Origin of the sequence: Mariniflexile sp. HNIBRBA6329 (assembly GCF_043558645.1) — a bacterium.
Taxonomy (GTDB): Bacteria; Bacteroidota; Bacteroidia; order Flavobacteriales; family Flavobacteriaceae; genus Mariniflexile.
Genome location: NZ_JBIFXS010000001.1, coordinates 606,492 through 619,426, shown reverse-complemented (window position 1 = coordinate 619,426; position 12,935 = coordinate 606,492). Strand labels below are relative to the sequence as shown.

General features: G+C 32.7%; 15 protein-coding genes. 11 read left to right on the top strand and 4 right to left on the bottom strand.

The features are described from left to right. Nucleotides 1-97 precede the first annotated feature (97 nt). Nucleotides 98-1,114, top strand: coding sequence for an LD-carboxypeptidase (locus tag ACGK9U_RS02620; RefSeq protein WP_394464816.1), 1,017 nt, complete (start codon nt 98-100; stop codon nt 1,112-1,114). A gap of 139 nt (nt 1,115-1,253) precedes the next feature. Further along, nucleotides 1,254-1,904, top strand: coding sequence for a porin family protein (locus tag ACGK9U_RS02615; protein ID WP_394464815.1), 651 nt, complete (start codon nt 1,254-1,256; stop codon nt 1,902-1,904). A 139-nt stretch (nt 1,905-2,043) separates the two neighbouring features. On the opposite strand, the gene ACGK9U_RS02610 is transcribed toward ACGK9U_RS02615, so the two are convergent. Next, nucleotides 2,044-3,453 carry a DUF4403 family protein gene (locus ACGK9U_RS02610; RefSeq protein ID WP_394464857.1) on the bottom strand — a complete coding sequence of 470 codons (1,410 nt, stop codon included), beginning with the start codon at nt 3,451-3,453 and terminating at the stop codon, nt 2,044-2,046. 187 nt (nt 3,454-3,640) lie between these two features. On the opposite strand from ACGK9U_RS02610, the gene ACGK9U_RS02605 reads away from it, so the two are divergent. Together ACGK9U_RS02605 and ACGK9U_RS02600 are read left to right on the top strand one after the other, a co-directional pair. Continuing rightward, the gene (locus ACGK9U_RS02605; protein ID WP_394464813.1) at nt 3,641-3,880 is read left to right on the top strand and encodes a hypothetical protein; all 240 of its coding nucleotides are present in this window, start codon (nt 3,641-3,643) and stop codon (nt 3,878-3,880) included. A 166-nt stretch (nt 3,881-4,046) separates the two neighbouring features. Next, on the top strand, nt 4,047-4,226 hold the full coding sequence (locus ACGK9U_RS02600) for a hypothetical protein (RefSeq protein ID WP_394464811.1): 180 nt from the start codon (nt 4,047-4,049) through the stop codon (nt 4,224-4,226). Nucleotides 4,227-4,243: 17 nt separating this feature from the next. Here ACGK9U_RS02600 and ACGK9U_RS02595 read toward each other — a convergent pair whose 3' ends face one another. Continuing rightward, on the bottom strand, nt 4,244-4,984 hold the full coding sequence (locus tag ACGK9U_RS02595) for a TerB family tellurite resistance protein (RefSeq protein WP_394464809.1): 741 nt from the start codon (nt 4,982-4,984) through the stop codon (nt 4,244-4,246). Between the two features lie 215 nt (nt 4,985-5,199). On the opposite strand from ACGK9U_RS02595, the gene ACGK9U_RS02590 reads away from it, so the two are divergent. The 5 genes from ACGK9U_RS02590 to ACGK9U_RS02570 all read left to right on the top strand — a co-directional run bounded on the left by ACGK9U_RS02590 (nt 5,200) and on the right by ACGK9U_RS02570 (nt 8,594). Further along, nucleotides 5,200-5,610 carry a BrxA/BrxB family bacilliredoxin gene (locus ACGK9U_RS02590; RefSeq protein WP_394464807.1) on the top strand — a complete coding sequence of 137 codons (411 nt, stop codon included), beginning with the start codon at nt 5,200-5,202 and terminating at the stop codon, nt 5,608-5,610. A gap of 109 nt (nt 5,611-5,719) precedes the next feature. After that, nucleotides 5,720-6,109 carry a hypothetical protein gene (locus tag ACGK9U_RS02585; protein ID WP_394464805.1) on the top strand — a complete coding sequence of 130 codons (390 nt, stop codon included), beginning with the start codon at nt 5,720-5,722 and terminating at the stop codon, nt 6,107-6,109. 26 nt (nt 6,110-6,135) lie between these two features. Next, nucleotides 6,136-6,873, top strand: coding sequence for a lysophospholipid acyltransferase family protein (locus ACGK9U_RS02580; protein ID WP_394464804.1), 738 nt, complete (start codon nt 6,136-6,138; stop codon nt 6,871-6,873). Between the two features lie 10 nt (nt 6,874-6,883). Next, nucleotides 6,884-7,873, top strand: a complete 990-nt coding sequence (locus ACGK9U_RS02575) for an acyl-ACP desaturase (RefSeq protein WP_394464802.1) — start codon at nt 6,884-6,886, stop codon at nt 7,871-7,873. Nucleotides 7,874-7,940: 67 nt separating this feature from the next. Then, nucleotides 7,941-8,594 carry an HD domain-containing protein gene (locus tag ACGK9U_RS02570; RefSeq protein ID WP_394464801.1) on the top strand — a complete coding sequence of 218 codons (654 nt, stop codon included), beginning with the start codon at nt 7,941-7,943 and terminating at the stop codon, nt 8,592-8,594. 1 nt (nt 8,595) lies between these two features. Here ACGK9U_RS02570 and ACGK9U_RS02565 read toward each other — a convergent pair whose 3' ends face one another. Further along, complete coding sequence (locus ACGK9U_RS02565; protein WP_394464799.1) at nt 8,596-9,477, bottom strand: AraC family transcriptional regulator; 882 nt, start codon at nt 9,475-9,477, stop codon at nt 8,596-8,598. A gap of 572 nt (nt 9,478-10,049) precedes the next feature. On the opposite strand from ACGK9U_RS02565, the gene ACGK9U_RS02560 reads away from it, so the two are divergent. Both ACGK9U_RS02560 and ACGK9U_RS02555 read left to right on the top strand, forming a co-directional pair. Continuing rightward, nucleotides 10,050-10,646 (top strand): hypothetical protein, encoded by a 597-nt coding sequence (locus ACGK9U_RS02560; protein ID WP_394464798.1) that lies wholly within the window; start codon nt 10,050-10,052, stop codon nt 10,644-10,646. A 249-nt stretch (nt 10,647-10,895) separates the two neighbouring features. Continuing rightward, nucleotides 10,896-11,507: a hypothetical protein gene (locus ACGK9U_RS02555; protein WP_394464797.1), complete on the top strand. Its 612-nt coding sequence runs from the start codon at nt 10,896-10,898 to the stop codon at nt 11,505-11,507. A gap of 60 nt (nt 11,508-11,567) precedes the next feature. On the opposite strand, the gene ACGK9U_RS02550 is transcribed toward ACGK9U_RS02555, so the two are convergent. Beyond that, complete coding sequence (locus ACGK9U_RS02550; protein ID WP_394464796.1) at nt 11,568-12,641, bottom strand: PA0069 family radical SAM protein; 1,074 nt, start codon at nt 12,639-12,641, stop codon at nt 11,568-11,570. Nucleotides 12,642-12,935: the final 294 nt, after the last annotated feature.

Here is a 12,935-nt window from a genome sequence, read left to right as displayed (position 1 = left end):
CAGATTCCCACGCTTCGCTCGGAATGACGTGTTATTTTATAAGCCGCAAAAGTACACAATTTGACTGCGATTTAGAAAAAAAATGTACATTTACATTATGTCTAGAATCACATTATTTACAATCCTACTTTGTGCTATTTTTTTCTGCGGAAAAACAACTGTTTTGGCACAAAACACAACCTTTAATAAAACTACTACTTTGATACGTCCACCTTATTTGAAAACTGGCGATACTGTTGCCATTGTTGCACCATCGGGCATTTTAAGAAACCGAACTGCTGAAGTTGAACAAGCAAAAAACCTGCTTAAAAGTTGGGGCTTGCACGTGGTTGTTGGTAAAAACCTTTTTAACCAAAACAACCACTTTGCGGGAACAGACGCTGAACGTGCTGAAGATTTTCAAAAAGCGATGGACGACCCAAAAATCAGTGCTATTTGGTGTGCACGTGGCGGCTACGGAGCGGTGCGTATTTTAGACAAACTGAACTACACTAAGTTTAGAAAACAGCCTAAATGGATTATTGGGTATTCTGATATTACGGCAATTCACAATCAAGTTCACAATGAAGGTTTTGAAAGTTTGCATGCCATGATGTGTACCAGTTTGCAAGATAATAATGAAACCATCAAAGAAACCATTGCTACCTTTAAGGATGCCCTTTTTGGCAATCCGTTATCTTATACCTTACAAGGTTCAAAATACAACAAAACAGGCACCACTTCGGGACCATTGGTTGGTGGTAATTTAAGTATTTTGTACAGCATGTTGGGATCTAAAACCAGCATAGATACCGCAGGCATCATATTATTTATTGAAGAAATTGGCGAATATGAATACCATATAGACCGCATGTTGCAAAGTTTAAAACGTGCCGGTTATTTTGAAAATTGCAAAGGTGTTATTGTTGGCGATATCACCAAAGTAAGAAGGAACACCACCCTATGGGGAAGCTCTGTGGAGCAACTTATTCTTGATGTTTTTGCAGATTATAACATACCTGTAGCTTTTAATATGCCCGCAGGACATGAAAAAGATAATCGTGCCATGATTTTTGGCAGATCGGTTCAGCTAAACGTTAGCAAAGACCAGTCTACAGTTGTTTTTCAAAACTAGACCCAAGTATTCAAGTTTACATTTTTTTTATTGATTTTTTGTGAAATGGAAATTTTATAATACATCCAAAAAATATTATAACACGTTTGGATGATTACAACCTCATCTTTGTATTGTAAAATTTTAAAACAGAAAAATCATGAAAAACATAGGAAAATTTTCGGTTGCAGTGCTTTTATTATTTGGATTAACCTCAGCAGCTAATGCACAAGTTACCGAAGCACAAACCCCTCAATTTGGAATAAAAGGTGGTGCTAACTTCTCAAATTTATATACCGATGATGTAGACGATAATAATGTGTTAACCAGTTTTAATGCTGGTATTTACACCACGTTTCCTTTAAATGATTTCATTGCCATTCAGCCCGAACTCTTGTACTCCAGAAAAGGCTCTGAATTGGTTTATGATAATGCTTTTGCTTCGGGAACTGCAAAATTCAAACTAAATTATATTGAATTACCTGTACTTTTGAAGATTAATTTAGCAAAGAACCTTAACATTCATGCAGGTCCTTACTTTGCTTATTTGGTAGATGCCCAAATTACAAACGAATCGGATAGCGGAAGTTTTGATTTTGAAGAGAATTATGATAATGACGATTTCAATAAATTTGATACTGGTATAGCTGCAGGTGTTGGGATTGATTTGGATAAAGTTGGTATTGGCCTAAGATATAATTACGGACTGTCCACGGTTGGAAAAGAACGTACCGTTGGCGGACAAACTTACACCATTCCTGATGGAAAAAACAGCAACCTTAGTTTGTACTTGACCTTGCAATTAAACTAATTGCAGGTGAAAAATAGAAAATATATGGTTAGTGCTCGTCAATAAACGGGCACTAATTTTTTTCAATAAAATTCATTGTTTGGAGTCTTTATTATTTAGAAAAATAAACAGATTGCTTCCCTGCGTTCGCAATGATACTTTACTTCAAACCATCAACAGTAACACTGATATTACCTTTTACCTTTAAAAATGCCAAAATAGCAGTATTGGTTAACTGTACTCTTTGAAAATCGATATCTTCCATAGTACCTTTTACAAAAACCCCAGGCATTGGCGAATAGTTATTTAAATAGTTTAACATGGTTTTTTTGCCTTCATCTAAATTAGGCTGTATGGAATATCTGCAATTTTCTTGTATCCGTTTTAAAATCGTGCCTTTTGCCAACCAATTTGCGGTTTTCAACAATCGGCTTTTTGTATCTAAAACGTAATCTAAATTATCAAAAAACAATTCTTTGGTAACATTATTATAAAACGGCACGCCTTCTAAATAAATCGTGCCATTTACCGATCCTTGAAGATCTAAAGCAATTACCATTTTTCCTTGTTTATGCCAAATATCAACCTTTTTTACCGTTACCTTTTTTGAACCAGAACCAAATTCTTCACCTGAAAAATTCTTGGTCATTATTTTAGAAGCATCTTGGTAAGTAGATATGGCAACAATATTGGATGTTACATGGTTTGGCATTTTAGCAACTGGCTTTAACACTATTTTTTTAGCATCAAATTTAGATTCGGGTTGCTGCCCAATAACGGTTTCCATATCGCATTTCATTCCCATGTCGAGCAAAACCTTATCGTTTTTTAGTTGGGCATCGGTACTATAAATTTCAATAGGCACAATCCTTAACCAACTTTCGTAATCATCGTTCATTTTAAAAGGCACAGTCAACTTTTCTATGGCCTCCAAAACGTTTGGTTTAAAATCCATAGATGCTTCAATGGCTGCATCAATACTTTTTTCCATATCGGCTCTAAATATTTTTATGGCAGGGTTTACAAGGTAGGTAACCGGTAAATTTTTTCCATAAACAACCATGGAGGGACTTTCTTTCCAAACCAAATCTGTAATACGTGTTTTAGATTTTAGTTTCCAGTTAGACAAACCAAAATCGCTACTTAAAGTAACCACACCATTAAGGTTGAATTCGCTGGTTTTATATAGATTGACACCCAAAGTTTGTGTACCAATTCGGTACTTTATAATAGCTTTTAAAGGAAGAATGGTTTTAATTTTATTGCCCGAAGAAGCATCGTGTTGAATCGTGATAGGGGCTTGTTTCCAAACTTTTATTTCAATATCATCGTCTTCTATGGTTTTATCTTCATAAATCAACCCTTTCAATATGCTATTAATCTGGTTTTCGATGTCTTTCAACTTAACACTTACAGGAACATTGATAAACGATGGAACATTATCGTATACCAAAGGCGAAACAGCTTCTTCAGGCTCTGGTTTAAGTGTCATGAGCTGTTGTTTGGAAGCGCAAGACGTATTAAAAACAAGACACAATAGCCCTAGAAAAAACAAAACACATTTAATCATTTTAATGCTTTTTGCGGCAAATGTAATTAAAGACATTGTATTATTTAAAAAACAATGATGAAGCCTAATTTACTTAAAAATGATTGCCTTAACGATTAATAACAGTCAATCGTCTATTATTTTTAAGGGTTATCATATTATACTATAATCTTGCTATTGAATTTAATAATCTTAAAACAGACTCCAAATGAAGAAAACATTACAATTATTAGCTGCAGCAATGATGCTTTTGTTAACTGCAAATGTAAATGCAGACACCATTATCAATTCAGATTTAAACCTTTATAATCCAGATGTACGTAAATGCCTTTTAGACGCTTCAAAAATTGAAGGTTGGGAATTAAAATCTATTTACATGAACGATGACAAAAAACTTGTTTACGTTTTTTCAAAAGGCAATGATGATAAAGTTTATTTAAGTAAATAATTTACTTTTTATAATTTTAAAAGTCAACCAACCTTAAGGTTTTGGTTGACTTTTTTATTGGGCAAATTTTAATTTCCTACAAATGAAAATAATATAAAAATTATAAAAAATGTTGTAATGCATATCTATGCAATCTACACCATCTTTGTAAAACAAACTTTATATTATGGAAAAGAAACAAGGCAAAGAAGATTTTGAAATTGTAAAAGACCCAGAAAACAACAAAAAAAATTACATTTTTCAAAAAGACGGCATTACTAAAAAAACAGGGCTATTTATTGTTATTGTTTTGATATTATTAATTACTGCTGTAGTTTTATCTGGTGTATTTTTTGAAGTTCAATAATTAAAAAAATAAGAGCATTAAAATCCCCGCTCTTTCTGTAATTGGTCATAAGCATCTTGCACTTGCTTAAACTTTTCTTCAGCGCCTTTTTGGTGCTCTTGCCCTAAATGGATGACTTTATCGGGGTGGTATTTTTTAGCCATAGTTCTGTAGGCTTTTTTAATCTCATCGTTAGTTGCAGTTTTTTCAATCTCCAGTATTTTATAAGCACTATCTGTACTTTTGTAAAACATGGCTTTTATACTTTCATAATCGTTGTGGTTAATCCCCAAATAACCTGCTATGGTAAAAATTTGATGTGCTTCATCATCGGTTACTTTCCCATCAGCATTGGCAATACCAAATAGAAAATGTATAAGTTGCAAGCGCGATGCATGTTGCATCATTTGCCTAATTTGAAAACATACTTGCCTGGTAGAGATATTTTGCTGTTTATTTATTTCCTTAAACAACTTAAAAGCATGGTTTGCGCGCTCTTTACCATACATGTTTACAAACTGTAAACGCACAAAATCCAATTCCCGTTGATCTTGTTTACCATCGGCTTTTATAACAATAGACGCTAAAATAAGTAAACTCACTTCAAAATCGCCCGATTGCGTTTGTGAGCGTTGTTGCGGTTGTTCTCTATACACTGTATTTCCATTTCCGTTAGACATACCGTCTAAAACACTACCCAATGCCAACCCTAAAATAGCACCAATAGGACCCCCAAACGACCATCCTAAAGCTGCTCCAATCCATTTTGAAAAACTCATGTATTATCTTTTTGTTTTAATAGGTTTCAAATATACCAATGTTAGTTGAGTTTTATAACGATTTGTTAGTTTGATGTTAAACACTAAGTTATTTCTCGCTAATTAGATAAATTTCAATCATCATCTGTAAACTGAGGTGGTAAACTGCGACTACTTACTAAATACTTTTCTGTATCTTTGCAGTCTAAAATTGTTAATTATAAAATTTAAAAAATATGTATCCAGCAGAATTAGTAAAACCAATGCGTGAAGATTTAACCAAAGTTGGTTTTGAAGAATTACATACTGCCGAGGCTGTTGATGCTGCTTTAGCAAAAGAAGGAACAACACTAGTTGTGGTTAACTCTGTTTGTGGTTGTGCAGCAGCTAATGCACGTCCAGGAGCTAGAATGAGTTTACAAAATGCAAAACGCCCAGACCATATTGTTACGGTTTTTGCAGGAGTTGATAAAGAAGCTGTTAATGCAGCTCGTGGTTATATGGTACCGTTTCCTCCAAGTTCTCCAAGCATGGCTTTGTTTAAAAATGGTGAATTGGTACACATGTTAGAGCGTCATCACATTGAAGGCAGACCTGCAGAATTAATTGCAGAAAACCTTACCGATGCTTATAATGAGTATTGTTAGACGTTAGACGAAAAATAAAATTATTAAAAACCACGAAACTCAATCGTGGTTTTTTTGTTTTATAACGCAACCTTTTTGGTGAACTTTCATCTAACAATAAAATAAACAAATGAAAAAGTTACTCCCATTTTTATTTATTACTTGCTTGTTTTTTATGGCATTTCAATGTGAAGATGATAACGTTACAACGCAAGAAAGTGAACAAAATGCTTTAATTGCTTCTAAAAAAGCAATTGAAGATTTAGCCGCAACTTCCGTATGTAACGATACTTATGAATGCAAATTTATTGCTTTAGGCAGTAAACCATGTGGTGGTCCATGGGGCTATGTGGTGTATTCAACTTCAATAGATACTGAAAAACTTAAAAAAATGGTTGAAACACACAATAAAAATGAAGCCGATTATAATAAAAAATGGGGAGCTGCATCAGATTGTATGTTCGTAACACCTCCAACAAGCGTAAATTGCGAAAATAACAACTGTATAGCTATTTATTAAAACCCGTTTTTGTTTATTTTTGGGGTATGCAAAAACTAATATCATACCCTTTAAGTGTTATTTATTATCTGTGTTTTTTTTTAACACTGGTTGTATTTCATCCCATTCAATGGTTTTGTTTTAACGTATTTGGATATCAGGCTCATAAAAAAAGTGTGGATGCTTTACAATTTTGCCTAATGCGTTGTGCAAATATTTTAGGTACACGTTTTACATTTACCAATCCACACAATATAGATACCAACCAACCTTTAATAATTGTTGCCAACCACCAAAGTTTACACGATATATACCCAATTACCTGGTATATGCGTAAACACCACCCAAAATTCATTAGCAAAATTGAATTAGGCAAAGGCATACCCAGTGTATCATACAATTTACGTCATGGTGGCGCTGCCTTAATAGATAGAAAAAACCCACGACAATCATTACCCGCGCTCATGAAATTTGGCGAATACATTGAAGCCAACAAACGTTCTGCTGTTATTTTTCCTGAAGGAACCCGAAGCAAAAACGGAGAACCTAAACCATTCCAAACCAAAGGCCTAGAAGTATTGTTTAAAAAAATACCATCAGCACTTGTGGTTCCCATTACCATAAACAATTCATGGAAAATGTTAAAATATGGTAAATTTCCAATGGGTTTGGGCACACATATAACTTTTACCGTGCATAAGCCTTTAAAAGTTAGTACCTTTGTAAACAAAGAAGAGCTTATTAATAGTATTGAAATCACTATTAAAAACAGTATAAATCATTAAAAATATAAAGATGTCGTTAAAAAATGTAAGATTAGAAGTAATGCAGTTTTTGGAAAAAGACGTAGAATCTTTAATACAAAAATATTTAATTCCCATTGACAGCATATGGCAACCTACCGATTTTTTGCCAAACTCGGAGAGTGATACTTTTTTTGAAGAAGTTAGAGAAATAAGAGAATTATCAAAAGAATTACCATATGATTTTTGGGTAGTTTTAGTAGGCGATATGATTACCGAAGAAGCGTTGCCAACCTACGAATCGTGGTTAATGGATGTAGAAGGTGTTGGGCAGGTTGAACGCAACGGATGGTCTAAATGGGTACGCCATTGGACAGGAGAAGAAAACCGCCATGGCGATGTACTTAACAAGTATTTATACCTTTCGGGGCGTGTAAATATGCGCGAAATAGAAAAAACAACTCAGTATTTAATTGCCGATGGTTTTGATATTGGTACCGATAGAGACCCGTATAAAAACTTTGTTTATACTAGCTTCCAAGAGTTAGCAACCTATATCTCGCACAACAGGGTTGCCAAAATAGCCAAAAAAAGTGGCAACAAGCAATTAGGCAAAATGTGCCAAATTATTTCTGGAGATGAAATGAGGCACCACCACGCCTATTCTGAGTTTGTTGAGCGTATTTTTAAGGTAGATCCAAACCAAATGATGATGGCATTTCATGATATGATGAAGCTTAAAATTACCATGCCAGCGCACTTTTTAAGAGAATCAGGCAACAAAATCAGTTCTGCTTTTGAAGAGTTTTCTAATACCGCACAACGTATAGGTGTTTACACATCTACCGATTATGTTGATATTTTGGACAAACTAATTAAGCGTTGGGAAATAGATAAAATTACGGGACTTAATGATGAAGCTGAAAAAGCTAGAGATTATTTAATGAATTTGCCTGCAAGAATGTATCGTTTATCAGACCGCATCAAGATACCACAAAACTCATTTCAATTTAAATGGGTTGAACCTGCAGTATCTAAGTAAACCTTTGCATTTTAATTTATAACTAATTCCTTTCTAATCCGAAAGGAATTTTTATTTTTATGCGCTTATGACCTCAAAAGAAATAATAAATAAAACCATTGCATTTGTAAAAGAAACACTTGATGGTGCCGAAGGTGGACACGATTGGTTTCACACAGAAAGAGTCTATAAAAATGCTTTGCTTATAGCAAAAAACGAGCCTGTAGATGTTTTTACGGTATCGTTAGGTGCTTTATTACATGATATTGCCGACAGTAAATTCCACAATGGCGATGAAACCATTGGGCCTAAAATAGCACGAGAGCTTTTATTTAACCTAAATGTAGATTCTCAAGTCATTGAACATGTTGTACATATTATTGAAAACATCTCTTTTAAAGGTGGAAATGAAGCTCAAAAGTTTAAATCGGTAGAACTGGATGTTGTTCAAGATGCCGATAGATTAGATGCCATTGGCGCTATTGGTATTGCACGCTGTTTTAATTATGGAGGTTTTAAAAACAGGGAACTTTATAACCCCGATATTAAACCGAATCTTAATATGAGTAAAGAAGCATATAAAACGTCGAATGCCCCAACAATTAATCATTTCTATGAAAAATTGCTGCTTTTAAAGGACAAGATGAACACTAAAACTGGTAGAAAAATTGCTTCAGACAGACACGCTTTTATGGAATCTTATCTTACCCAGTTTTATAAAGAATGGCGAGGTGAAAGTTAATTTACTCCTTTTGTTGTATAATTAACTTTATTTCTTTTCTATAATTTGAGGCACTTTTACCCGTAATCTCGTTAAACTGCTTGTTGAAATGCGAGAAATTATTGAACCCGCACTCAAAACAAATATCCGCAATACTTTTTTGACTTTCGTTGAGTAGCTTTGTAGCATGTACCACACGATACTCATTTACCAATTGTGTAAATGTTTTTCCAGTAGCCTTTTTAAAATATCTACAAAATGCGGGCACCGTCATACTAACTTCATCTGCTATTTCATCTAAAGTAATATGATTGTGAAAGTTTTTGTTCACATATTTAAAAATAACATCAATTTTTGAACTATCCTGAGCCTCTGTTTCAAAAGCAAAACCATCTGCATTTAACAGGGTATAATCATCGGTTTTAGCCAAATAATCTAAAACCTCTAAAAACTTTAAAACACGTTTTAAACCTCCGTGTTCTAATAGTTTTTCTATTTTCGGACCTATTTTCTGTTTTGTTTCTACTTTAAATCGTATGCCTTTTTTAGCTCTTTCAAACAACGATAATATATTTGCCATTTCTGGTACATTCAAAAAATCGTCTCCTAAAAAATTAGATTTAAACTGTATGGTAGTTTCGGTACCATTCGCAGTTAAACGGTCTGTGAAACCATTGTGCGGCAAATTAGATCCAATAAGAATCAATTGACTATTGTTAAAATAGGATAAATGGTTTCCTATATGTGTTTTTCCTTGCCCTTTGTTTATATAAATAAGCTCTAATTCTGGGTGAAAATGCCAGTAAGCGCCGTTTTTATCTATCGTTTCTACATGTTGTTTAACTAATATAGAACTTCCGAAACTTGGGGTCAGCTTCCTAAAAGTTGGTTTTTTATTAATCATAACATATTTATTCTAATACAAAATTACAACATATTAAATTCAAAACATATATTCTATTGTCTTAAATGTATGTTATTTTAACACAACATTCTTTTAACATAGAATTAACAGTTAATATAGCATATAAATTGGTTAAATTTGATGTTTTAATAACTGTTCTACAGCCGTAAATTTGTCCTGTTGATTGTTAACACAATATCTATTCCAAGATTTAGAGATTTTAACTTTCAAAAAAGCAATATAAAAAATTAGTAAAACATATAAATAACTCTGATAAAAAAGAGTTCACAAAATTCATTAATAATTAGTTTAATGTCTTATTTAGTTTAGTTGGTAAAGTGAGCTGTGGTGGCTCACTTTTTTTTTGACTAATTTTTATCTAAGTGTCTTTAAGGTTTTCTCATGTTGTCCCCAATTGCACATTTTTACCCTAAACATATGCTATTTTAACTTAACATAAAGTTGATGTTAAATTAACAGATAAAATAGCATACAAATCCATCAATATCAATGTTTTCTTACTTGTAATCCTGCCCTATCTTTGCCTTGTGAAACGTTAAAAAAACCAAATCATGAAAAACGTATTAAACAACTCAAAAAAAGGAATCTTAATGGTAACACTATTTGCTACCTTGTTAAGTTTCGCAAATGAAGGATCATTTTCAACAATTAAAGATGACGCTAAAACAACGGCTCTAACATTAAGTAATGTAAAAGCGGGCAACCTATTATATATTAAGGATGCCAACGGTGAAATATTATATAGTGAACTTATACAGAAATCTGGAATATACATTAAAGGTTTTGATTTAACTTCTTTACCTGAAGGAGAGTATGTTTTTGAATTGGATAAAGATTTAGAAACTAAAACCATTCCTTTTACAGTAAGTTTTAAAAACATTGTAATAAACAGAAGTAAAGAAACTACAAGTTTCAAACCTTATGTGTCACAAAAAGGAAACTTACTATTTGTTAGTAAGTTGTCTCCAAACCAAGAAGCTGTTAAAATTAGTGTTTATGCCGACAACAATAGTGAATATGAATTACTTCACTCAGAAAAAATTGAAGGTATTCAATCAGTAGAACGCGTTTACAAATTAGAAAAAGGAAATTATAAAATAGTAATTAGCTCTAATAACAAAGAGTTCACAAAATTCATTAATAATTAGTTTAATGTCTTATTTAGTTTAGTTGGTAAAGTGGGCTGTGGTGGCCCACTTTTTTTTTGTCCAATTTTAAGGTCTTTATTAAAAAGTAGCCACTTATACACAATTAACCACATTATATTCTATTTTAATTTAACATAAAGTTGATGTAAAAATAACAGATAAAATAGCACATAAATCAGTCAATATCAGTGTTTTACAAACTATAAAAGCACCTTATATTTGTCTTGTGAAACGTTAAAAAACCAAATCATGAAAAACGTATTAAACAACTCAAAAAAAGGAATCTTAATGGTAACACTATTTGCTACCTTGTTAAGTTTCGCAAATGAAGTATCTATTTTTAACATTAAAAATGATGCTGAAAAGACCTCTCTTACTTTAAACAATGTAAAGCAAGGAAACCTATTATCTATTAAAGATAATAATGGTATTGTACTATATAAAGAGCTAATTCAAGAATCTGGAACTTACACAAATGGTTTTGATTTAACCACGCTTCCAAACGGTGGTTACATTTTTGAGCTTGATAAAGATGTAGAAATACAAACCATCCCTTTTACGGTATCAGTAAACACAGTTACTTTTAATAAAGAAATGGAAGCTACCATTTTTAAACCAGTAACTAGAATAAAAGGTGATGTAGTTTATGTTTCAAGACTTTCTTTAAACAAAGCGCCTATGGAAATAGCAATTTATTTTACTGCTAGTGAAAGTGCTTACAACTCACCAGAACTTATTTATTCTGAAACAGTTAAAAACACAGAAAATGCTAACAGAATTTTTAAACTATCTGGCAAAGATAAAGGCAACTACAAAATTGTTTTTACTACTGAAGGTAGAGTATTTACAAAAGAAATTTAATAACTAACCAATCCTAATTATTTTTTAAAAAGAGTGGGCATTTTGCTCACTTTTTTTTATTTAAAATAGTTTTAACTGCCCATCTTTAAACTGCTCATGCAATTTGGTGTTTAACTTAGGCATCACCTTATCTTTAAAATATTTTTGTCTTGCCAGTTTTACAAGATTATTTATTTGTTCGGCTATTTTACCTTCACCACGCATTCTGGTTCCGTAACGACTATCGTTTAAAGTTCCGCCGTGGCAACTTTCTATTTGATGCAGCACTTTTTCTGCTCTATCGGGCATGGTTTTATGTATCCAATCGGCAAAAATTTCCCCAATGGCACCATTAAGTCTTACAATAGTATGCGCTATGCCTAAAGCACCATTTTCAGAAGCTGCTTTTGCCAAAGGCAATATTTCATGACTGTTTATAGATGGTATTATGGGCGCCAACATCACATTTACAGGAATGCCATTTTCACTTAAAGTTTTTACGGTTTCCAAACGCCTTTTTATAGTAGCAGTTCTAGGTTCTAAAACACGTCTGGTTTCTTCTGATAGGGAAGTAATTGATACATTAACCCCTATTAAATTGTCTTTTGAAAGTTCTTTTAAAACATCCAAGTCCCTCAAAATCAAAGCATTCTTTGTAATAATAGCAACGGGGTGTTTATATTTTAAAAATACTTCCAAACATTGTCTGGTAATTTCAAATTGCTTTTCGGCAGGTTGGTAACAATCGGTATTACCAGACATTACAATGGGATGCGCTTGCCAACTTTTCTTTTTCAATAAGGCTTCTAAAAGTTTTGGCGCATCTTTTTTCACCATAATGCGACGCTCAAAGTCCAAACCAGCACTGTAACCCCAAAATTCGTGACTATTACGCGCATAACAATAAATACATCCATGTTCGCAACCTTGGTAGGTATTCATGGAATAGGCCATACCAATATCTGGACTTTCAACTTTATTGACTATGGTTTTAGGAAACACCTCTAGATAAAGTGTTTTGTTTTTATCGCTTTCTTCTCCTTCCTTATGGCAGAATTCTAAAAAATCATCACGCATTTCGTGGCTTAATTCGAAGAATTTATTGGGTACATTAAGCTGGGCGCCACGGCCTTTTATGGTAGATTTTGAGTCCATTTTTAATAAAAATAAAGATTGTATGCAGAAAGTAGCACTTTAAAATTACTTATAATTTTTACTGAAAACTGTTAAAACAACTATGGGTTATTAACAAAGTAAGGTATTGAAAGAAAACTTATCTTTATAAAAGAAAAAAATCCATTTAGTTTATAAGCACAAATTCGATCTTAAAAACAGATTCCATAATGTTTTATCAAATATGTGTTAAATTGTCTATGGAGTTAAAAAAATGCATATTTTAGACTTGTTCAAATTTTTTAAACTTTATTAAGGGATTTTAAGAAACAAACC

Coding starts and splice junctions, on each gene's coding strand:
- ACGK9U_RS02620 (WP_394464816.1), top strand. CDS start 98: ATGTCTAGAATCACATTATTTACAATCCTACTTTGTGCTATTTTTTTC.
- ACGK9U_RS02570 (WP_394464801.1), top strand. CDS start 7,941: ATGACCTCAAAAGAAATAATAAATAAAACCATTGCATTTGTAAAAGAA.
- ACGK9U_RS02580 (WP_394464804.1), top strand. CDS start 6,136: ATGCAAAAACTAATATCATACCCTTTAAGTGTTATTTATTATCTGTGT.
- ACGK9U_RS02550 (WP_394464796.1), bottom strand. CDS start 12,641: ATGGACTCAAAATCTACCATAAAAGGCCGTGGCGCCCAGCTTAATGTA.
- ACGK9U_RS02555 (WP_394464797.1), top strand. CDS start 10,896: ATGAAAAACGTATTAAACAACTCAAAAAAAGGAATCTTAATGGTAACA.
- ACGK9U_RS02560 (WP_394464798.1), top strand. CDS start 10,050: ATGAAAAACGTATTAAACAACTCAAAAAAAGGAATCTTAATGGTAACA.
- ACGK9U_RS02605 (WP_394464813.1), top strand. CDS start 3,641: ATGAAGAAAACATTACAATTATTAGCTGCAGCAATGATGCTTTTGTTA.
- ACGK9U_RS02600 (WP_394464811.1), top strand. CDS start 4,047: ATGGAAAAGAAACAAGGCAAAGAAGATTTTGAAATTGTAAAAGACCCA.
- ACGK9U_RS02585 (WP_394464805.1), top strand. CDS start 5,720: ATGAAAAAGTTACTCCCATTTTTATTTATTACTTGCTTGTTTTTTATG.
- ACGK9U_RS02595 (WP_394464809.1), bottom strand. CDS start 4,984: ATGAGTTTTTCAAAATGGATTGGAGCAGCTTTAGGATGGTCGTTTGGG.
- ACGK9U_RS02615 (WP_394464815.1), top strand. CDS start 1,254: ATGAAAAACATAGGAAAATTTTCGGTTGCAGTGCTTTTATTATTTGGA.
- ACGK9U_RS02575 (WP_394464802.1), top strand. CDS start 6,884: ATGTCGTTAAAAAATGTAAGATTAGAAGTAATGCAGTTTTTGGAAAAA.
- ACGK9U_RS02610 (WP_394464857.1), bottom strand. CDS start 3,453: ATGATTAAATGTGTTTTGTTTTTTCTAGGGCTATTGTGTCTTGTTTTT.
- ACGK9U_RS02565 (WP_394464799.1), bottom strand. CDS start 9,477: ATGATTAATAAAAAACCAACTTTTAGGAAGCTGACCCCAAGTTTCGGA.
- ACGK9U_RS02590 (WP_394464807.1), top strand. CDS start 5,200: ATGTATCCAGCAGAATTAGTAAAACCAATGCGTGAAGATTTAACCAAA.